The organism is Streptomyces musisoli (assembly GCF_016741855.1).
GTDB classification, from domain to species: domain Bacteria; phylum Actinomycetota; class Actinomycetes; order Streptomycetales; family Streptomycetaceae; genus Streptomyces; species Streptomyces musisoli.
In genome coordinates, this window is the sequence record NZ_JAERRH010000002.1 from 826,467 (window position 1) to 846,003 (window position 19,537).

A 19,537-nucleotide genomic window follows, 5' to 3' on the forward strand; every position below is an offset into this window, starting at 1 on the left:
GACCGACGGCAGGCAGGTTCCGTCGCCGCTCTTCACGAAAGGCCGACATGACCCGATCTCCAAGACGCGTGCTCCACCGTCTGGCAGTCCTGGCCGGCGCCGCCACTGTGCTGGCCTGCGTTCCCCCGGTCTCCGTCGCCCAGGACACCGCCCCCACCGTCATGAGCTGGGGAGCGGGCCGCACCGGACAGCTGGGCAACGGCACCCTCGAGAACAGCCTCACCCCGGCCCCGGTGACCGGTCTGCCCCGCGCCGGGGTGGACCAGCTCACGGCCGGCGGAACCTCCTCGGCCGACTCCTTCGCCCTCGCCCGCACCGGCAGGACCGTCAAGGCGTGGGGCCACAACTCCTCCGGCCAACTGGGCACCGGCGGCCACGACAACCGGACCGTGCCGGCCGCCGTGCCGCACCTGACGGACATCAAGGACATCGCCGCAGGAGGCAGGCACGCCCTGGCCCTCGACGCCGGCGGCCAGGTGTACTCGTGGGGCGACAACCATTACGGCCAGCTCGGGGACAACCGCACGGGTGACAGCCGTACCATCCCCGACCGGGTTCGGGGCATGCCCAAGGCCACGCAGGTCTCGGCGGGCTGCGACTTCAGTCTGGCCCTGCTGGAGAACGGCGAGGTGTACGCCTGGGGCCGGGGCGCCCACGGCCAGTTGGGCACCGGGAATCGTGCCACCAGCGCCGTGCCCCGCCAGGTCGTCGGCCTGAAGGACGTCGTCAGGATCGACGCGGGCTGCCACCACGCCCTAGCGCTCACCGCCGACGGCACGGTGAAGTCCTGGGGCTACAACCTCTACGGCCAGCTCGGCGACTCCGGTACCAAGTCCTCGGCGGTCCCCGTCGCCGTCGACCGGCTGAAGGACGTCGCCGACATCGAAGCCGGCGCCTACCACAACTACGCCCAGACCAAGGACGGTCACGTCTGGGGCTGGGGCAACAACCAGTTCGGCCAGCTCCTCGAAGCGGAAGAGTCGTCCGACGAGAACGTCTTGCGCACCAACCGGACCGCGCCGGTGGAGATCCCACGCCTTCTGGGGGCCGTGCACCTCTCCGCCGGTGCCCGGCACGGAGTCGCCGTGTCGGCCGACGGTGACGTCCTGACGTGGGGCCACAACGGTGAGGGCCAGCTGGGCAACGGCACCACCGATGCCCGCTTCCGGGACGTGGAGATCGCCCAGGACGTCTCCGTCATCAAGAGCGCGGCCGTTTCGCTCGGGGGCAACACCACGTACGTCTACTGAGCTTCCCGAGCCGCGCCATGCGTTCGCCCGGGTCGTACGGGAGGCACCGGCCCCGTGAGCGGGCCGACCGCTCCTGCCTGAGGGGGCCGGCCCGCTCACGGCGCCGTCACGGGACCAGTGGGGCCATGCCGGTCCCGGCCGCCGACCACGGTTGGTGACCGCTGTGGTCGTCTTGCGGCGTCCCGCGCTCCGGGTGAGCGTGGACGAAGGCCGGCACCGCTGCCCCGGCTGCGGGCAGGGCTGCCCCCGCTACGGCAGGGCCCCCGGCGGTGGGCAGGGCTGCCCCCGGCTACGGCAGGCTCCCAGCTGTGGGAAGGGCTCCCACCCCGGCTGTCACAGACCTGGCCGCTGCCCTGTCCCTCTGGGTGCGGCTCGACGCACCGGTCCGGCGGGGCGTCCGCCGGTGTCCGTCGGGAAGTGAATCAGCAGATGGAGACAGTGATGAAGATCGTGGTCATCGGCGGTACGGGGCTCATCGGCTCCCAGGTGGTCAAGCTGGTGCGCGACCGTGGGCACGAGGCCGTGGTGGCCTCTCCCTCCAAGGGCGTCGACACCGTCACCGGCCAGGGTGTGGCGCAAGCCCTAGAGGGCGCGGACGTGGTCGTGGACGTGTCGAACTCCCCGTCCTTCGACACCGAGCCCGCGCTGGACTTCTTCACCCGCTCGGCGCAGCACGTGATCGAAGCCGAGAAGGAGGCGGGTGTGCGGCACCATGTCACGCTCTCCATCGTCGGCGTCGATCAGGTACCCGACTACGGCTACTACCGGGCCAAGGTCGCCCAGGAGGAAGCCGTGCGCGACGGCGGCGTCCCGTACAGCATCGTGCGCGCGACGCAGTTCTTCGAGTTCGTCGCTCCCGTGATGGACATGTCGACCGACGGCGGGCAGGTGCGTATGCCGTCCACGCGACTGCGCCCCATCGCCTCCGCCGATGTCGCCGCCGCCGTCGCCGAGGCGGCCCAGGGGGAGCCGTCGAACGGCGTGCGCAACATCGCGGGTCCCGAGATCTACCGTCTCGACCAGCTCGGTGAGATCACGCTGGCGCAGAAGCCGGACGGCCGCACTGTCGTCACCGACGAGGACGCCGGTCCGTTCGCGGGCATGCCCGATGTGCTCGTCGGCGACGCCACCGCGCACGTCGCTGCCACCCGCTACGAGGACTGGCTCAAGCGGAACTGATTCCGGCGAGTCGTCGGGGAAGGACTGTGGCCGGTCCACGGTGCCGATGCCTCCGCAGGTCGCTTCCGTTGCCCAGGCGAACCCCGGTACACGGCACGCCTGCTCGCTCTGACGCTACGGAGGCTGTCCGTCCACGTGGCGACGGCGTGATTTCCGGGGGGTGGCCGCCGTGCCACTGAGCCGGCGGACGTCGCCGAACGGATGCTGGGCGTATGTCTCACCACCTCAGCGGCCCCAACCTGCGCTCGCCCCTGGGCGATGCCAGGCTCGACCTCACGGACCTGTTCGCCTTCACCGCGCCCGGCGAACGAACCGTACTGATCATGAACGTGAACCCGGTCGCCCCGACCGGGGGCCAGGCCTTCCATCCGGACGCGGTGTACCGCATCAACGTGGACACCGACGGCGATCACCAGGCCGACGTGGCCTTCAGCTTCGTGTTCTCCCCACCCGCGGCCGGACAGCAGACCGTCACCGTCCACCGCGCCGTCGGCGACCAGGCGCGGACGCACGAGGCCGCCGGCCAGACGGTCTTCACCGACGTGCCGGTGAGTCTCGGTACCGAGCCCGCGGTGGCGGTGTCCGGGCCGTACACCTTCTTCGCCGGGTTCCGCAGCGACCCGTTCTTCGCCGACCTGGACGGCATCGTCAACAAGTTCCAGTGGACCGGCGTGGACTGGGGAGCCGACAAGAACGTGTTCGGCATCGTGCTGGAGATGCCGGACGCCGAACTCGGCACGGATCCCGGGATCGGGGTGTGGGCACGGGTGAGCCTGCGTCAGGACGGCCGGCTGAAGTCCGTCGATCGGGGCGCCCACCCGTCCCTGACCGCTTACTTCAACGCCGAGGACGCCAAGGACGCCTACAACGCCGGCGAGCCCGCCGACGACTGGGACACCTACCGCGCCCCCTGGTCCGCGGTGCTCGAGCACTTCGGCGACTACGACCGGCAGTCGGCCGAGGAGGCCCTGCGTACGGTGCTGCCTGACATCCTGCGTCTCGACCGCAGCGAGCCCGCCGCCTATCCCAACGGCCGTACCCTCACCGACGATGTGACCTCGGCCCGGCTGGCCATGCTCACCGGCGGCAAGATCACCACCGACCACATCGGCCCCCACACCGACCTGCTCCGCGGCTTCCCCTACCTGGGCACCCCCCACGCCGGTTGACGGCACCGGTCCGCGGCTGTGCTCATGGCGTCAGTGGCGAAGAACGGGCGATGGGGACGGCCGCGTAGCCACGGCACGCGGCGGACACGTCCGGCGCGCCAGAGGCACTGCGTTCGCCGGTCCCGGTCCGCGGGCGCCCGTCCGCGCCCGCACCCGCGACGCGGCGATCGCGGTGACGGTGCGCTACCTCTCGGCTCCGCTCGCCATGCATGGTCGCAAAAGGGCCGATACCGTCGGATTCACGGACCAGCAGGCCCCAGAGGCCGCCTGGCGGTCGACGGAGGCCCGTTCGTTGGTGGAGGGCGCTGCCGAGCTGCCAGGCCAGTCAGGGAGACAGGCATGAGCCGAGCCAAGCGCAGGCCCCGCGGAACCTCCGGCGGAGGGGCGACCCCGAAGCAGGACGGCGGCTCCGGTTCCGCTCCGCACCTCCGGCCCGCCGGGTACCAGCGCACGCTTCCCCCCGATGAGGCCAGGGCGCGAACCGCGCCCTGTGCGGGTCCCGAGCGGCGGCGCGTCCCGTCGGAGCAGCCCGGCCTCCATGCGGGATCCGCATCCGGCCACCCTGCCCGTCCCGGGCCGAGCCCGAGCGCCGGTCACCCGTTCGGAGCCACCGGCCCCGGCCGGCCCGCCGTGACCGCCGGTACCAAGAGGCGTTTCATACCCTCCGGTGGGCCCACCCTGCCCGGTCGGCGAACGATACGGCTGCGGTTGGCGGAGGCCGATCCCTGGTCGGTGATGGTGACGAGCGCCGTACTCCTCGGAGGACTGGGCCTGGTCGCCGTCGTCACTGCGTGCGTCGTCTGGATCATGGTGGATGCCATGACCCCGGAGGTCCTGCCCGCCCTGACCACCGTCCTGCTGATCGCGGTCGCCGTCGTCAGTCTGGAAGTCGTCCTGGGCACGTGTCTCGCGACGTTGGGTGCCTTCGTCTACAACCTGTCGGCGCTCTACAGCGGCGGTGTCGAAATAGCCGTGACGGACGGCCCGGACGGTCCGGACGGCCCGGCCCCGGCCGCTCCCCAGGCCCTGCCGCGCATGGCCCGGGCCCGCGTCCGCGTCCGCCGCTATCTGCGCGCGCACACGCCGTCCTGGCGTGCCGGTGTCGTACGGCGCCGGTTCGTGGGCAGCGACGCCCGGACACCCGCCGACGGTGCCGGGCCCGCGCGGGCGAGGCCGGAGACCGACGGGCCGGCGAGGCCGGGCGAGGGCCTCGATACACCAGGGGGCGTCTCCGACACGGCCTGACCCCCGGCCGAGCGGTCGAGAACCGAGCCGATCGAGAACGGAGCCGATCGAGAACGGAGCGGGTCGAAACCGAGCGGGTCGAGGACCGGGACGGAGCGCCCGCTAGAGCTTGCCTTTGCGTGCCGTACCGCGCCATGGGGACAGACCTGGCTCGCGGCGACGGCCGACCTGTCCCGCCTGCGGGTCGACGGCACCGGCCCTGATCGCATTGTCAGTCCCCCCTGCCATCATCCGGCCATGCTGTACGACGCCCTGATCACCGCATCCCGCAGGCACGACTCACTCGACGACGTCAGGTCCGACGCACTCGGCCGCGTCCGCTGGCTCGTCGACCTTCTGGAGCGTCAGCGGGCCGATTCCCGGCGCTCGATGGGGCACGAGCACGAGCACCTGCAGTCGAGAGCGGCGGGCGCGGCGACCCGGGCCGAGATCGACAGCCGGCTCGCGGCCTGCACGGACGAGGAGGGCAGAGCCGCGGCCCTGTGCCTGATGCTGGCCGCCCGCTTCGACGGCACCGGCCCGTGGCTGTACGACGCCGAGATCGGGTCCCTGCTCTCGAGAGTGCGTGGCTGGACGCCCGACGAGGTCGCGGTGATGCTGCTCCGCGCCACGGAGTACGACAAGGGCTACCGGTTCGCCGACGCGCTGGGGGCGGCCCTGAACACCGCCGAACAGCTCGACGCCGAGGGCCACCGCGCGGTCCTGCCCTGGCTGCGGCACGCACACGCACGCCTCATGGACGTCACCGTCGAGGCCTACCGTCGCACCTCACTCGCCCAGCGTCTCCGCGCGCTGCTCGCGAGCGCGGACGAGGCATACATCCCCGAGGGAGTGCTCCCCGCCCACGCACCCTGGGCGGCTCCGCTGAACGACCGTGCGAAAGGCGCGCCGACGCCGGAACTCGCTCGCTTCATACGGCACTTGGCGAGCCTCTCGGGGCCGCGTCCCACGCGGCGATGGCGGCGGACGTGCCTCGAACTCGCTGACGCGGCCTGCGCGCGGGACCTCGCGGCCGACGTCCTGCGGGCGCTCGCGGAGGGCGACCTGCTGTGCAGCGAGGGGAGCGGCACGCACGCCGACTGGCTCCACGGCGAGTACCACTACCACTACCTCGTCCACCAGAACGACGGAGACCTGGCGCGCGGCGCGGTCTGGGCGGCCGCACTGACCGGCGGCGCGGGCGCCGTGCGGCACCTCGGCACGCTGGTCCTGCGAACCGGCGGCCCGGGCAGGGACGGGACGGAGAATCCCAAGCTCGCCGGTGCGGCGGTCAATGCCCTCGCCGAGACCGGCGATCCGTCCTCCCTGGAGGTCCTGTGGCGGTTGCGGTCACAGATCAGGCACCGGGCCCTGCGCAAGCAGCTCGACACCGCGCTGACCACGGCAGCCGCGAAGCAGGGGATCACGGCCCAGCAGCTCATCGAGCGCAGTGTGCCGGACCACGGCCTGGCTGCGGACGGTTCGCTGGAGCGGCAGCTGGGCGAACACCGCGTACGGGTGGCGATCGAGGAGGCGGCGACCGTGCGGCTCACCTACACACGCCCCGACGGGACGACGACCCGCACCGCTCCGGCGGCGCTCAAGGACGGTTTCCCGGACCAGCTGCGGGAGTTGAAGGCCCTGGCCAAGGAGGTGCGGGCGACGCTGTCCGGGGAACGGGCCCGCGTGGAGGCGCTGCTGTCGACCGGGCGCGAGTGGCCGTACGACGAGTGGTGCCGCCACTACCGCGACCACCCGGTCACCGGAACCCTCGTCCGCGGCCTGATCTGGGAGTTCCGGGACGCGGACGGCGAGTGGGCCGCGGTGGCACCGATGGCCGCACCGGACGGCCGGCCCGTCCGCGTCCGGTTGTGGCATCCGATCCGGGCGTCGACCGAAGAGATCAGGGCCTGGCGGGAGCGGCTCGTCACCGCACGGCTCAGGCAGCCGTTCAAACAGGCATTCCGGGAGATCTACCTGCTCACACCGGCGGAACAGCAGACAGGCGTCTACTCCAACCGGTTCGCCGCCCACATCGTCCACTACCGGCAGCTCTACGCGCTGTTCAAGGAACGCGGCTGGCAGGCCAACTTCCTCGGCCCGTACGACGGTGGTCACCACGGGCAGGCGCGGGCCGAGTTCGCCGACGGCGAGTGGCGGGCCTGCTTCCACCACGAGCCCGCCGCGGACGACTATGACGGCTACTCGCACGAGCACGCCGCGACGGACCAGGTCCGCTTCGAACGGCGGGACGGCCGGCGCTGGCGGGAGGTTCCCCTGGCGGAGGTGCCCCCGCCGGTGTTCAGCGAAGCGATGCGGGACGTCGACCTGTTCGTGGGCGTGACCTCGATCGCCGCCGATCCCGACTGGACCGACCGGGGCGAGGACCGCTACGCCGGGTACTGGCGCACGGCCACGTTCGGTGAGCTGACGGCGAGCGCCGAGGTCCGCCGCGAGGCCCTGGCCCGGATCCTGCCGCGCCTGAGGATCGCCGACCGGTGCGCGCTCGACGGCCGATTCCTGACCGTCCGCGGGGACCTGCGCACGTACCGGATCCACCTCGGCTCGGCCAACGTCCTGATGGAACCGGACGACGCCTACCTGTGCATCGTCCCGTCACGAGGCAGGCCGAACGGGAAGGTCTTCCTGCCGTTCGAGGACGAACGGCTCTCCCTGATCCTCAGCAAGGCGCTGCTGCTCGCCGCCGACAAGAAGATCACCGACAGCACCATTCTCCACCAGATCCAGAGGAGCGCCTGATGCATCTCGCGGACCGGCTGTTGCGAGCCCTGACCGACCCGGCCCTCACCCCACCCGGCGAGGACCCGCACCCGGATCTGTCACAGGTCTCCGACGAGCAGCTCGGCAGCCTGCTGGTGGCGGCCTACCGGTCGGACGACCCGGCCACGCACGAGGTGGCCCGTCTCCGCTTCGAGGTCAGGCGCGCGGCCGCGGAACGGCAGCCCCGCTATACACCCGAGGCGTGCCGCCGGATGTTCGACGCACTCGTCGAAGAGTGCGAGAAGAGCGGCTGGGCGGACGTCACCCTGGGCCTGGACGTACTGGAGAACTGCACAGGCCCACTGCCCGACCTGTCCGAACCGGTGCGCGCCCTGGTGCGGTTCTCGCTGGAGAAGGACACCGTTCGCCAGCCGTACGCACTGCTCGCGGTCGCGACGCTCGCCGGCGAGGACACTCTGCGCACGGCCGTGGAGCGCCTCTCCCGCGACGTCGGTCCGATCGTCGCGGACGAGATCGCCGTCGTCGCGGGCCTCCCACCGGGCGGACAGACACTGCTGACCGGGATCGACCGGCGAAACAGGTTCGCCTCGCCGCACGGCCATGCGTGGGGCAGGACGGCCGAGAACCCCGCCTACGTGGCGTTCACCCGCCGCGCCCTGGAGGCGGCGGCCGACCGCACCGACGCCATCCGGGCCGGCGAGATCCCCTACCGGGCGGACAAGGCGTTCACGGACCGGGAGGTCACCTCTCTCGGCCAGGCCCTGCGGGTGGCGCTGCTGCGCGACGAGCCCTGGCTGCCGGAGCTGTTCGACCGGCTGCTGCCCGGCATCGCCCTCGCCCCGACGACTGCCAGGACGCTGCCCTCGCAGGCCCTGCTGTACGAAGTGGTCCGCGCCGCGCAGGACTACCCGACGCCCGAGCTGGTGACCGCGATCCGCACCGTGCGCCGGACCGTCCGGCACGCGGGGGTCCCCAAGCAGCTCGACAAGATGCTCAAGAAAGCCGACGCGGCCCTGGCCGAGCGCACCGATGTGGCCCTGCGGCTCCCGAGGCTGGGGTTCGACGCCGTAACCACCGGCGGTTCCCCGACCGGCGGTTCCACGACCGGCGGCTCTGCCACCGACGGCTCTGCCGTGGGCGGCGTCCTGCGCCGGCCGGCGGGCGACTACATGGCCGTCGTCACGGTCGCCGAGACCGCCACGCTGACCTGGGAGAAGGACGGCCGTCCGCTGCGCGGCGTCCCGGCGCCGGTGCGCCGCGACCACGCCGCCCTGGTCAAGGAGCTGCGCGACCTGGTGAAGCGGGTGAACGCCCAACTCGTCACGCTCGCCCGCGCGCTGGAGGGCGGCTACACCGTGGATGCCGCCCACCCCTATGGCTGGTGGCGCTCCGAGCTGGCCGGGCACCCCCTGGCCCGCTCCCTCGTGCGCCGGCTGATCTGGGAGGTCGAGGTCGCGCCCGGACAATGGCGGGCCGTACTGCCCGAGACCGACGAGCACCTTCCCGACGCCCCCGACGACGCCCTCGTACGCCTCTGGCACCCGCTGCGCTCCCGACCCGACGACGTGCGGGCCTGGCGGGACCTGCTCACCGAACGGCGCATACGACAGCCCTTCAAGCAGGCGTTCCGCGAGATATACCTGCTCACCCCGGCGGAACAGGAGACCCGTGTCTACTCCAACCGCTTCGCCGCACACCTCGTGCACTACCGCCGGATGTTCGCGCTGTTCCGGGCCCGCGGATGGAAGAGCGCCCTGCTCGGCCCCTGGGACGCCGGGGACGCGGACGACGCCGAGCGCACCCTCGCGGCGGGGGAGTGGCGCGTCCGCTTCTTCCACACCTGGGCCGACCGGGCGGGGGAGGACGAACTGGCGTCGACCGACCAGGTGCGGTTCGACCGGCGGGTGGACGGTGCCTGGCGCGAGGCACCGCTCACCGACGTTCCCGCGCTGGTGTTCAGCGAGGCGATGCGCGATGTGGACCTCTTCGTCGGTGTGACCTCGATCGCCGCCGACCCCGACTGGACCGACGGCGGTCCCGAGCGCCACTACTGGGAGCGGGCCGCCTTCGCAGAGCTGACGGCGTGCGCCGAAGCGCGCCGCGACGCCCTGGCCCGGATCCTGCCGCGCCTTAAGATCGCCGACCGGTGCGCGCTCGAAGGCCGATTCCTGACCGTCCGCGGGGACCTGCGCACGTACCGGATCCACCTCGGCTCGGCCAACATCCTGATGGAACCGGACGACAGCTACCTGTGCATCGTCCCGGCCCGGCGCCCGGCGGACCGCAAGGTGTTCCTGCCGTTCGAGGACGACCGGCTCTCCCTGATCCTCAGCAAGGCGTTCCTGCTCGCCGCAGACACCGAGATCACCGACGAGTCCATCCTCATGCAGATCAAGCGAGGTGCCTGATGGCCACCGTGACATTCCGGGACGAGACCGCGACGGGCAAGCCGGTCATCGAGTGGGAGGTCTCCGGTCTGCCCGAACAGATGACCGTGCGGGAGCTGATCAGGCTCCGGGTCCGAGAGGAGGTCGCCCGGCACAACGCCCGCCCGGGCAACCGTTTCCACGGCCTCGTCCGCCCGGACGACGCCGAGGCGGAGCTGAACGGCTACCGGCTCCGCGAACCCCGCCGCATCGACTGGGAGCGCCAGGCCGAGATCGCCGAGCACGCCTTCCTGACCAACGGATTCTTCGTACTGGCCGGGGAACGCCAGGTCGAGGAACTCGACGAGGTCGTGGACCTCACCGCGGACCCCGACCTGGTCTTCATCAAGCTCGTCGCCCTCGCCGGCGGCTGATTGCCGTTCGACGGCAGGAGCCCGGGGTCGGGATCCGGGGTCGGGAGCTGGTTGCCGGGAGGCGGAAGCCGGGTGCCGGGAGCCGGTTGCCCGGAAGCCGGTTGCCCGGAAACAGGAGCCGGCAGCAGGGAGTCAGGAGTGCGCGGTGCGGGGAAGCGCGTCCCGGAGTCCTGGTGGCCCGGAGTCCTGGTGTGCCGGTGCCCCGGGTCTCGATGACCGGAGGGCGCTGCGGCCGACACCGAGCACCACATGGGACCGAGGCTCGGCTCCAAGCCGTCGGGGCGCACCCGCCGGCGACCGGGGTTCGGTTTCCCGCACCCCGGATTCGGGGGCGGGCACGATCGATCGTCCCGGGCCGCTTGCCGAGGATGAGGGCATGACAGAGATGACGACGGATCCCGGGACGGGAACCGCCGCCCGGGCGGACGACCTGCACCGCCAGTACGGACGCGGCACTGCCGCCGTGCGGGCGCTGCGCGGGGTGTCGGTGGCCCTCGCGCCCGGCACGTTCACGGCCGTGATGGGCCCGTCGGGCTCCGGCAAGACCACCCTGCTGCACTGCCTCGCCGGGATGGACCGGCCCACCCGGGGCTCCGTCTGGTGGGGCGGTACCGAGGTGTCCCGGCTCCCCGAGCGGCGCCTGGCGGAGCTGCGGCGCAGCCGGGTCGGGTTCGTGTTCCAGGCGTACAACCTGATGCCGGCGATGACGGTCGCACAGAACATCGAGCTGCCCGGCCGGCTGGCCGGCGACCGGCCCGACCGCGGACGGGTGCTGGACGCGCTCGCCCGGGTGGGACTGGCCGGACGTGAGAGGCACCGGCCCGGACAGCTGTCCGGTGGGCAGCAGCAGCGGGTGGCGATCGCCCGGGCACTGGTCTCCCGTCCTCAGGTGCTGTTCGCCGACGAACCGACCGGCGCGCTCGACCGGGCCACCGGCCACGAGATCCTCGCGCTGCTGCGCGCCGGTGTGGACCGGGACGGCCAGACCTGCGTGATGGTGACCCACGATCCGGTTGCCGCCGGCTACGCGGACCGGGTACTGCTGCTGGCCGACGGTGCGTTGGTGGACGAGCTGGACCGGCCCACCGCCGCCCAGGTCGGCGAACGCCTGAGCCGGCTGGGCGGGTGAGCGCGATGGTCGTGATCGCCCTCGGGCAGATGCGCCGGCGGCCGACCGCCTTCGTCGGTCTGGCGGTCGCGCTCTTCCTCGCCATCGGCACCGTGACGCTGTTCGGTTCCCTGTTCGCCGCCGATCTCACCGCCCCGGAGGCCGCGCGGAAGGCGGCCGCCGGGCCCGGAGTGATGGTGATCGCCGGTGCCTTCGGTGAGATCGCCGTGCTGGTCGCGTTCTTCGTCGTGGTCAACGCCTTGGGCTTCGCGCTACGGCAGCAGCACCGCGAGCTGGCCCTGCTGCGCACCGTCGCGGCGACGCCCCGTCAGGCGCGGCGGCTGGTCCGCGGCCAGGTCGTCGCGACCACGCTGCTGGTGACGGCGCCAGGGTGGATCGTCGGCGCGGTGGCCGCCCGCCGCTTCCTCGCCGAGTTGCAGCGGCGGGGTATGGCGGCGCCGGGTGTGCGGGTGCCGGGGACACCGGTCCCGATGCTGGTCGCGCTGGCCGCCGTGCTCGCCGTCGGCCTGGTGGCCTCTGCGGTCGCCGCCCGGCGGATCTCCCGGATCGCGCCCGCGGCCGCTCTCACCGCCGGCTCGACCGAGAATTCCCGGACGGGCACGCCCCGACTGCTCGCCGGGATCGCCGCGCTGGTGGGTGGCGCCCTGCTGCTGCGACTGGCCGCGACACGGCCCGCGGAGCAGCCGGACAAGGCGGGGCAGGCGGCGTTGCTCGGTTCGCTGGTGCTGCTGATCGCGGTCGCGCTTGCGGGGCCGCTCGCGGCGCGCGCCTTGGCGGCCGTGCTGGGCACGCCGGTACGGGCCCTCGCACCCGGTACGGGATGGCTTGCCGACGCGAACTTGCGCGGATACGCACGGCGGTTGTCGTCCGCCGTGGTGCCGGTCGCGCTGCTCGTGGGGTTGTCGGGGACCATGGTGATCATGACAAGTACCGCCGAGCAGGCCGAGAGCATGACGGCGTCCAGTGTCACTTCCGGCACGGACGTCTGGCTCCGCCAGGTCGAGTTCACACTGCTGGCCTGCTTCGCCGCCGTCTCCACCGTCAACACCCTGGTCGCCGTGACCGCGGCCCGGCGCCGCGAGTTCGCACTGCTGCGGCTGGTGGGCGCGACCCGGTTGCAGCTGCTGCGCATGCTGACGGCGGAGGCGGTGCTGACCGCGGCGGTGGGCGTCCTGCTCGGCGCGGCGGTCGCGGGCGCCGCGTCGGCGGCGTTCAGTACGGCGACGACCGGCTCGGCGATGCCCTCCGTCCCGGCGGCCTGCTGGTGGATCGTCGCGGGCGCGGCCGCGCTGACCGTCCCAGGCATCCTGGCCACGGGCCTGCGGGCGGTACGAGGACCGGCGGCGCAACTGGTGAGCGGTGGCCATGAGTGAGCGCTGCGGTGGAGTGGTGGTGGCGACGAGTGAGTGCTGCGGTGGGCTGTGGCCGGGGTCAAGCCCGTGGGGGTGTGCGGTGGCCGTGAGTGAGTGCAGGGTTGGGGTGTTGGCTGTGTCTGAGTGCTGCGGTGGCCGTGTCTGAGCGCTGTGGTGGGTCGCTGGCCGTGGGGGGCGGCGCGCGAACCACGAAGGTGTACCGACATGGGCCGGTGAACCGTGGCGTGCGCTCCGTTGGTGTGCCCTTTGCCGGTGGGCGCTGTGCTCGACGGCTCGGCGCCGCCGCTCGCTCCGGGTGGGCCGGCGGAGATGCCGGGGAGCGGATATGACTGAGCGACGGCGCTACTCTTCCGTCCGTGGCGGCGAATGGACGTTCGCCGTCCTCGGGCTGCCGCTCGCACTGCTCGGCGGCGGCTACGCACTCGCCGTGCTGTACGCGGGGGCGTTGCTCTCGCTCACCGTGCTCGGGCTGCCGTTCGTGGCCGTCGCGCTGCTGGGCGCGCGCGGCCTCGGTACGCTGCACCGGCGGCTGGTCGGCCGGTTGCTCGACGCGCGCGTGGACGCACCGGCCAGGCCGCCCCGCCCGGCGGGCCTGGTCGCCCGTGGGCGTGCCGTGCTGACCGACCCGGTCGCCTGGCGGACATTGCTGTATCTGGTGCTGCGACTGCCGCTCGGCGTGGCCGGGTTCGCCGCGGCCGTGGCGCTTCCCCTCGGTTGCGGCTGGCTGATCGGCTACCCGCTCTGGGCCCGGCTGCTGCAGCCCGGCCCGATGCCGTTCACCTGGCTGGATGCCGGCTCCCCCGTGCTCGGTCTGATCCTGCTGTCCGCGGTGCCCGGCGCGATCCGGGGATTGAGCGGAGCGAACCGGTGGCTCGCCCGGCTGCTGCTCGGCCCGGCGGGTGCCCAGCAGCGGGTCCGGGAACTGGAGACCGCACGCGCCACCCTGCTCGCGGAGAACACGGACCAGCTCCGCCGCCTGGAGCGCGATCTGCACGACGGCACCCAGGCACGGCTGGTCGCCCTGGCCATCACGCTCTCGCTCGCCGACGACGCGCTCGCTCCCGTCGCCGGGCCGGACCTCGGCCGGCTGCGCACCCTGGTGGGCCGTGCCCGAGGCCAGACCGACGACACCATCGCGGAACTACGGCGGCTCACCCGGGGCATTCACCCGGCGGCGCTCGACGGCGGCCTCGGCGAGGCGTTGCCGGGGCTCACCGCCACCTCACCGGTTCCCGTCGCGGTCCGCCTGGATCTGCGGGAACGTCCGGACCAAGTGGTGGAGCGGGCGGTCTACTTCTGCGCCGCCGAGCTGCTCACCAACGTCGCCAAGCACAGCGGTGCCCACTCGGCCGAACTCGTGGCCGACGCGGGCGGGGGACGGGTCCGCCTGACCGTACGCGACGACGGCCGCGGCGGTGCGGCCCTCGGTGTCGGTACCGGCCTGGCCGGTCTGGCCGAGCGGCTCGCGGCGGTGGACGGCGTCCTGCGGATCGACAGCCCGCCCGGCGGTCCCACCGTGATCACCGCGGAGCTTCCCACGCGCATCTGATGCCAGATCAACTTCGCTGTTCGGCAAGGTAGGTGAGGACGGCCTTCACCCGCCGGTTGTCGGCTTCCGTCGCCCGCAGGTCGAACTTGGTGAAAACGGCGGCGACATGCTTCTCCACCGCCCGCTCGGACACCACCAGCAGCGCGGCGATGGAACGGTTGGAGTGGCCTTGCGCCATCAGCTGGAGCACCTCGCGCTCACGTGGCGTCAACGTGTCCACCCGGCCGCGCTGGGCGCCACGCATCAGCTGGTCGACCACCTCGGGGTCGAGCGCGGTACCTCCGTCGGCGACGCGGTGCAACGCGTCCACGAACTCGGAGGTGCGGGCGACGCGTTCCTTCAGCAGGTACCCGATGCCCGCCGCGCCGTCCGCCAGCAGCCGGGAGGCCCAGGCGGCCTCTATGTGCTGCGAGAAGACCAGGATGCCGACCTGGGGTGCGCGCTCACGGATCTCGACGGCGGCACGGATGCCCTCGTCGGTGTGGGTGGGCGGCATCCGGATGTCCACCACGGCCACATGGGGCTGGTGCCCGGACACCGCGGCGAGCAGCTCGGGCGCCGTCCCGGCGGTGGCCACCACCTCGCATCCGCGGGCGCCGAGCAGCTCGACCATACCGTCACGGAGAACGACGGAGTCCTCGGCCAGTACCACGCGCAGATGCCTGTTGATCATGACGCCATTATCGGGCCCGATCGCCCGCCACTTGCCGCCCGCTCGCGGTTGCGGCCCCGGCGACGGCACCGGTGAGGAGGAGCCGCGCTTGCCGGGCGGGCGTACGGCGTCGGTAAAGGGGAGCCGCGCTTGCCGGGCCGGCGTACGGCGTCGGTAAGGGGGAGCCGCGTTTGCCGGGCGGGCGTACGGCGTGGGCGAGAAGGCGCGGAGGTTGCCGGACCGGCGTACGGGCGTCGGCGCGGTGGTGCCGCGCGGGGGTGTGCAGCCTGCCCCCGCGCGGCACCGTTCGGATCAGATGCCGAACGGAGCGGCGTAGTGGACGGTGCCGCCGGGGAGCGGATGGCCGGCGTCGAGGCTGAGCGCCATCAAGGCCTCGTCGGGGACGTCGATGGTCAGGCCGATGCCGTGCTCCGAGGCGCGGGTGAAACCGAACCGGGGGTAGTAGGCCGGATGCCCGAGTACGACCACATGGTGCTCGCCCAGGGACCTGGCTGCGGACAGCGCCGCACGGACGGCCGCGGTGCCCGCGCCGGTCCGCTGCTGTTCCGGGCGCACGGCGCACGGGGCCAGGCACAGCGCCGGTGTGGTGTCGATGTGGCAGCGGGTCAGCAGGGCATGACCCACCAGGCGGCCGGTCGCGTCCGCCGCGACGAGGGAGAGGCCTTCGATCCAGGCGGTCGGGTCGGCGCGCAGGGTATCGACGAGGTCGGCTTCCGCGGGGGTGGGGAAGGCGGCCAGGCTGATGTCGCGGATGGCGGGGATGTCGGCGCTGGTCTCGGCGCGTGTGATCCAGGTGTTGCGCATGATGATGAAGATCCGTTTCGGATGGTGTTCGTGTGATTGCCCCGCGAGCTCACGCTCTCGGCGAAGCGGACAGGAAGGGTCAGGCCACGGCCCGGGACGTGAGGGAGACACGGGCACTACGCACGGCGGCCTTGAGCGCGGTCATCAACCTCACCTCCCCTTTCCTCGGTAACTCCAGATCCAGCACGAACACGTCAAGTCTACACCGCGGCTGTTGGGGCCGACGCCTCACGGGGCTGCGCCGTTCCACTGCCCGACGCTCGTGCCGGCTTCGCCACCCGCTCGTGCCGGCTTCGCCACCCGCTCGTGCCGGCTTCGCCACCCGCTCGTGCCGGCTTCGCCACCCGCTCGTGCCGGCTTCGACGCCTGCGCGGCCCTGGACGCACCGGCTGGCCACCAAAACCACGTCGACCCGGCGACCCTGGGCAGTCTCGGGGGTGGCCGTCAGCTGTTTCTCAGGTACGGGCCCCAGGAAGAGCGGGCTGACGTCACCAGGAGCAGATGTTCGTACGGGGGCTCCGGCCCGACCGGGCGCCAGAGCAGCTCCGCGTCACCTTGCGAGCCGCTGGACGTGCGCAGCGCCACCAGATCGTCCTGCCCGATGAGCCGGTGACGGAAGAGGGTGTGGCTGCCGTGGTCCTCCGTGATCGTCTCCGCGGTCCAGCCCCGTTCACGCACGTGTGCGAGGACCGCCGCCGCGTAGCCGGGGGCACGTTCCGACGGAAACCACAGCAACCGCTGTCCCGTCAGGTCGGACCAGGTCAGCCGGGGCCGGTGGGCGAGCGGGTGCCGACTGTGCAGCACCACGCCCAGAGGCTCGTCGTTGATCGTGCGCAGCTCCAGGCCCGCGGTGTCCACGGGCGCACGCAGGATGCCGAAGGCCAGCGTGCCGTCCCGAAGCAGATCGCCCTGGCGCCGCGAGTCGACCTGTTGGTAGGAGATCCTGTGCCGGCCGCCACGCGTGATGATGCGCTCCGCATGGGCCAGGACGGACTCCGCCACCCCTCGGCACACCCCGACGGTCGCCACCGGAACCGCGGCCCGTGCTGCCGCGACGGACGAACTCAGCTCCGCCAAAGCCCGGTTGGCGCCCTCGAGCAGCAGACGACCTCCCTCGGTGAGTTCCATGCCCTGCGGCAGGCGACGGAACAGCGTTGTGCCGATGCGCCGCTCCAACAGCCGGATCTGCTGACTGAGGCTCGGCTGGGCGATGCGCAGGCGCCTGGCCGCCTCGGTGACGGTGCCGGCCTCGGCGACCGCGGCGAAGTACCGCAGGTGGCGCAGCTCCACGCCCGGGATCTCGTCCATGCCCGGTTCACCCAATCCCATCTGCGGCCATAGGCACCAGCCTATGGCATCGGTCATGAACCGGTCTTGGCGCTCCCGGCCCCGCTTGCCGTTGGCTGAAGGCATGTTCGTGATTGTGTTCAGGTACCGCGCGCCGCTGGAAACCATCGACGCGCTCAAGGACGCCCACTACTCCAACCCGCACGGAGTGTTCGCCAAGGGGATGGCACGTTTCGCGGGCCCTCTGGAGCCCCGTACGGGCGGATTGGTCCTGGCGGAGGGCGAACGCTCGGCGATCGAGGCCGCCGTCGCCTCAGACCCGTTCGTCACCAGCGGCGCCGCCACCGCCGAGATCCTCAGGTTCCGACCGACCTGGCCCCTGAACCAGACCGCCGCCCCCACACCGATCGCGAACGTCGCCCCCACACCGACCGAGGACGTCGCCGCCCCGCCGACCGAGAACGTGGTCATCGCGTCAACCGAGAACGTAGTCGTCACGGCGGCGACCGACGACGTGGCACCACCCTCGCCGGAACACCAGGACGTGGGGGACACCGGCGCGGATCCGGGGCCGTATACCCGTCAATCAGCTGTCGCCGGGCCCATGCCGGTGGGCGGCCGGACTTCCTGCCCTTCGGCAACAGTGGCTCCAGCGCTGCCGTCGACGCGTGGCTGTGCGGGGTGATGGCGGGCGCATCGTTCCGTGGGTGACCAAGGGACCCAGGAAAGAGCCTCGCGCCAGCCGGGCCGCCCGAAGGCCCAGGCCTGAAGCACCTCGGCGACGGGTTCCACTGCGAAGACCCCGTGATCGCGGGGCACCCACGCCTGGAAGTGCCGGTCCGGCCCTCCCTCGCGGTATTCCACCTGGTAGCTCAGGTCGTCGTTGAGATACACCTGCATGTAGTGCTGGTCGGCGGGTTCCAGATCGAGCCGCTTCACGATCACGAACCGCCATGTGAGGCTCATGTCGGCCAGCAGGTCGTGGAGTTGGTCCTCGGACGGGTCCTCCCAGGTCGTCCCGGTCGCCTCGATCGCCTGAATCACTGGTTCCGTCATGCGCGTGACTCTAGTGACCGATCTTGCTGTCGGCGTCGGCAGGTTCGGCTCCCGATGCGGCGGCCCGGTCGCCCGGCGGAGGACCACCCGGGACGGCCTTCGGGCCCGGGCCGCGCCAGGCCGGTACCACGGAGGTCAGCATCGCCGCGCCGGTCAGTGCGAAGGCCCAGGGGTAGCCGGTCCCCGCCGCGAGCCAGCCGAACGCGACGGCACCGATGCCCATACCGGCGTCGTACGCGAAGTTCCACAGCGCGCTGACGGTGCCGTAGCCGGCCGCGTGGACTCGCTCGTACATCAGCGTCAGGGTGGCGTTCTGCACGACGCCGAAGCCCACTCCGAACACCCCGACCGCGACAATGACGGCCACCGCGCTGCCGGTGAAGGCCATCAGCAGCGTGCCGACGGCCGACAGCAGCAGCCCGGGCAGTACCAGGCCGCCTGGGCCGTGCCGGTCTCCGTGCCGGCCGGCGACCCAGCGGGCGAGCGTGGTCGCCGCGGGCTGGACGAGCAAGGCCACGGCGACCGTGTTCGTCGCCGAGCCGGGAACGGCGAGAGGCAGGAAGGTGACGACGATCCCGGCCGCGACGGCCGTCACGGCGAAGAGCACGGCAGGGCACCGGAGTTCGCGTGTGCGCAGTCCTTCCGCCATGCCGACGGGGCGCCCCGAAGCCTTGATCCGGTCGGGCAGGCCGGGCACCGCCAGGATCGCACCGAGCGCGGCGACCGCCCCCGCCGTGAAGACCACCCCGTATCCCGCGTGTGAGGCGAGCCACACACCGAGCGGCAGCGCCACCAGCGAGGGCAGCCCGCCGACGAGGCCTACCAGGGCCAGACCTTCCCCACGCCGTTCGGCCGGGATGAGGGACGCGGTCAGCGCGCCACCGGCGACCACGGTGAACGCGAACCCCAGTCCGCGCACCAGGCAGACCCCCACGATCCACCACAGGTCCCGGGAGGCCGTCAGTGCCAGCGCCGGTGCGCCCAGCAGGACCAGGCCGACGGCCAGCACCGCGCGGTAGCCGTAGCGGCCGACCAGGGCGGGCGTCGCGAGTTCGCCCACCACCGTCGTCAGCATCAGCGCGCCGGTGGCGAGCCCGGCCGCGCCGCCGGCCGTTCCGCCGCCCCCGCCGCCGGTCGTGGCGTACCGGGGGACGACCGACAACAGCAGGAAGAAACTGGTCGAGGTGCCCAGTATGGAGACGAAACGCAGCAGCAACGGCCTGGTCAGCAGCGGTGGACGTGTCGCAGGCGTCCGGGACTTCGTGTCGGGGGTTTCGGTCACGGGACGACGCTAGGCGGCCG

Annotated in this window: 15 protein-coding genes; 10 read left to right on the forward strand and 5 right to left on the reverse strand. The window is 72.4% G+C overall.

The features are described from left to right. The first annotated feature begins 47 nt into the window (after positions 1-47). The 10 genes from JK361_RS07425 (at position 48) to JK361_RS07470 (ending at position 14,415) form a co-directional block, all read left to right on the forward strand. A complete protein-coding gene (locus tag JK361_RS07425; protein ID WP_201814840.1) occupies positions 48-1,250 on the forward strand; it encodes an RCC1-like domain-containing protein in 1,203 nt (400 codons plus the stop codon). Between the two features lie 441 nt (positions 1,251-1,691). Continuing rightward, positions 1,692-2,429, forward strand: a complete 738-nt coding sequence (locus JK361_RS07430; protein ID WP_201815025.1) for an SDR family oxidoreductase — start codon at positions 1,692-1,694, stop codon at positions 2,427-2,429. Positions 2,430-2,641: 212 nt separating this feature from the next. Continuing rightward, entirely contained in the window at positions 2,642-3,598 is a 957-nt protein-coding gene (locus tag JK361_RS07435) for a DUF4331 family protein (RefSeq protein ID WP_201814841.1), read from the forward strand. 708 nt (positions 3,599-4,306) lie between these two features. Beyond that, a complete protein-coding gene (locus JK361_RS07440; RefSeq protein ID WP_236052527.1) occupies positions 4,307-4,843 on the forward strand; it encodes a DUF3566 domain-containing protein in 537 nt (178 codons plus the stop codon). A gap of 237 nt (positions 4,844-5,080) precedes the next feature. After that, entirely contained in the window at positions 5,081-7,582 is a 2,502-nt protein-coding gene (locus JK361_RS07445) for a DUF4132 domain-containing protein (protein ID WP_201814842.1), read from the forward strand. Next, a complete protein-coding gene (locus tag JK361_RS07450) occupies positions 7,582-9,972 on the forward strand; it encodes a DUF4132 domain-containing protein (protein WP_201814843.1) in 2,391 nt (796 codons plus the stop codon). Before JK361_RS07445 ends, JK361_RS07450 begins: the two co-directional genes overlap by 1 nt. Beyond that, positions 9,972-10,364, forward strand: coding sequence for a hypothetical protein (locus JK361_RS07455; protein ID WP_201814844.1), 393 nt, complete (start codon positions 9,972-9,974; stop codon positions 10,362-10,364). The genes JK361_RS07450 and JK361_RS07455 overlap by 1 nt, the downstream gene beginning before the upstream one ends. Positions 10,365-10,740: 376 nt before the next feature. Continuing rightward, entirely contained in the window at positions 10,741-11,493 is a 753-nt protein-coding gene (locus tag JK361_RS07460; RefSeq protein WP_201814845.1) for an ABC transporter ATP-binding protein, read from the forward strand. A 5-nt stretch (positions 11,494-11,498) separates the two neighbouring features. Further along, positions 11,499-12,866 (forward strand): FtsX-like permease family protein, encoded by a 1,368-nt coding sequence (locus JK361_RS07465; RefSeq protein ID WP_201815027.1) that lies wholly within the window; start codon positions 11,499-11,501, stop codon positions 12,864-12,866. Between the two features lie 325 nt (positions 12,867-13,191). Beyond that, positions 13,192-14,415, forward strand: coding sequence for a sensor histidine kinase (locus JK361_RS07470; protein ID WP_201814846.1), 1,224 nt, complete (start codon positions 13,192-13,194; stop codon positions 14,413-14,415). Between the two features lie 7 nt (positions 14,416-14,422). On the opposite strand, the gene JK361_RS07475 is transcribed toward JK361_RS07470, so the two are convergent. The 5 genes from JK361_RS07475 to JK361_RS07495 all read right to left on the reverse strand — a co-directional run bounded on the left by JK361_RS07475 (position 14,423) and on the right by JK361_RS07495 (position 19,517). Then, entirely contained in the window at positions 14,423-15,088 is a 666-nt protein-coding gene (locus JK361_RS07475; RefSeq protein WP_201814847.1) for a response regulator transcription factor, read from the reverse strand. Between the two features lie 291 nt (positions 15,089-15,379). Beyond that, the gene (locus JK361_RS07480) at positions 15,380-15,892 is read right to left on the reverse strand and encodes a GNAT family N-acetyltransferase (RefSeq protein WP_201814848.1); all 513 of its coding nucleotides are present in this window, start codon (positions 15,890-15,892) and stop codon (positions 15,380-15,382) included. 444 nt (positions 15,893-16,336) lie between these two features. After that, a complete protein-coding gene (locus JK361_RS07485) occupies positions 16,337-17,305 on the reverse strand; it encodes a LysR family transcriptional regulator (protein WP_307787201.1) in 969 nt (322 codons plus the stop codon). A gap of 456 nt (positions 17,306-17,761) precedes the next feature. Continuing rightward, the gene (locus tag JK361_RS07490) at positions 17,762-18,235 is read right to left on the reverse strand and encodes a hypothetical protein (RefSeq protein ID WP_236052528.1); all 474 of its coding nucleotides are present in this window, start codon (positions 18,233-18,235) and stop codon (positions 17,762-17,764) included. Positions 18,236-18,245: 10 nt separating this feature from the next. Then, positions 18,246-19,517: an MFS transporter gene (locus JK361_RS07495; protein ID WP_307787202.1), complete on the reverse strand. Its 1,272-nt coding sequence runs from the start codon at positions 19,515-19,517 to the stop codon at positions 18,246-18,248. Positions 19,518-19,537: the final 20 nt, after the last annotated feature.

What these genes read in the sequence shown, in the direction of transcription:
- JK361_RS07445 (WP_201814842.1), top strand. Translation starts at nt 5,081, where the DNA reads ATGCTGTACGACGCCCTGATCACCGCATCCCGCAGGCACGACTCACTC.
- JK361_RS07465 (WP_201815027.1), top strand. Translation starts at nt 11,499, where the DNA reads ATGGTCGTGATCGCCCTCGGGCAGATGCGCCGGCGGCCGACCGCCTTC.
- JK361_RS07490 (WP_236052528.1), bottom strand. Translation starts at nt 18,235, where the DNA reads ATGACGGAACCAGTGATTCAGGCGATCGAGGCGACCGGGACGACCTGG.
- JK361_RS07450 (WP_201814843.1), top strand. Translation starts at nt 7,582, where the DNA reads ATGCATCTCGCGGACCGGCTGTTGCGAGCCCTGACCGACCCGGCCCTC.
- JK361_RS07460 (WP_201814845.1), top strand. Translation starts at nt 10,741, where the DNA reads ATGACAGAGATGACGACGGATCCCGGGACGGGAACCGCCGCCCGGGCG.
- JK361_RS07485 (WP_307787201.1), bottom strand. Translation starts at nt 17,305, where the DNA reads ATGCCTTCAGCCAACGGCAAGCGGGGCCGGGAGCGCCAAGACCGGTTC.
- JK361_RS07455 (WP_201814844.1), top strand. Translation starts at nt 9,972, where the DNA reads ATGGCCACCGTGACATTCCGGGACGAGACCGCGACGGGCAAGCCGGTC.
- JK361_RS07480 (WP_201814848.1), bottom strand. Translation starts at nt 15,892, where the DNA reads ATGCGCAACACCTGGATCACACGCGCCGAGACCAGCGCCGACATCCCC.
- JK361_RS07475 (WP_201814847.1), bottom strand. Translation starts at nt 15,088, where the DNA reads ATGATCAACAGGCATCTGCGCGTGGTACTGGCCGAGGACTCCGTCGTT.
- JK361_RS07430 (WP_201815025.1), top strand. Translation starts at nt 1,692, where the DNA reads ATGAAGATCGTGGTCATCGGCGGTACGGGGCTCATCGGCTCCCAGGTG.
- JK361_RS07470 (WP_201814846.1), top strand. Translation starts at nt 13,192, where the DNA reads ATGACTGAGCGACGGCGCTACTCTTCCGTCCGTGGCGGCGAATGGACG.
- JK361_RS07435 (WP_201814841.1), top strand. Translation starts at nt 2,642, where the DNA reads ATGTCTCACCACCTCAGCGGCCCCAACCTGCGCTCGCCCCTGGGCGAT.
- JK361_RS07425 (WP_201814840.1), top strand. Translation starts at nt 48, where the DNA reads ATGACCCGATCTCCAAGACGCGTGCTCCACCGTCTGGCAGTCCTGGCC.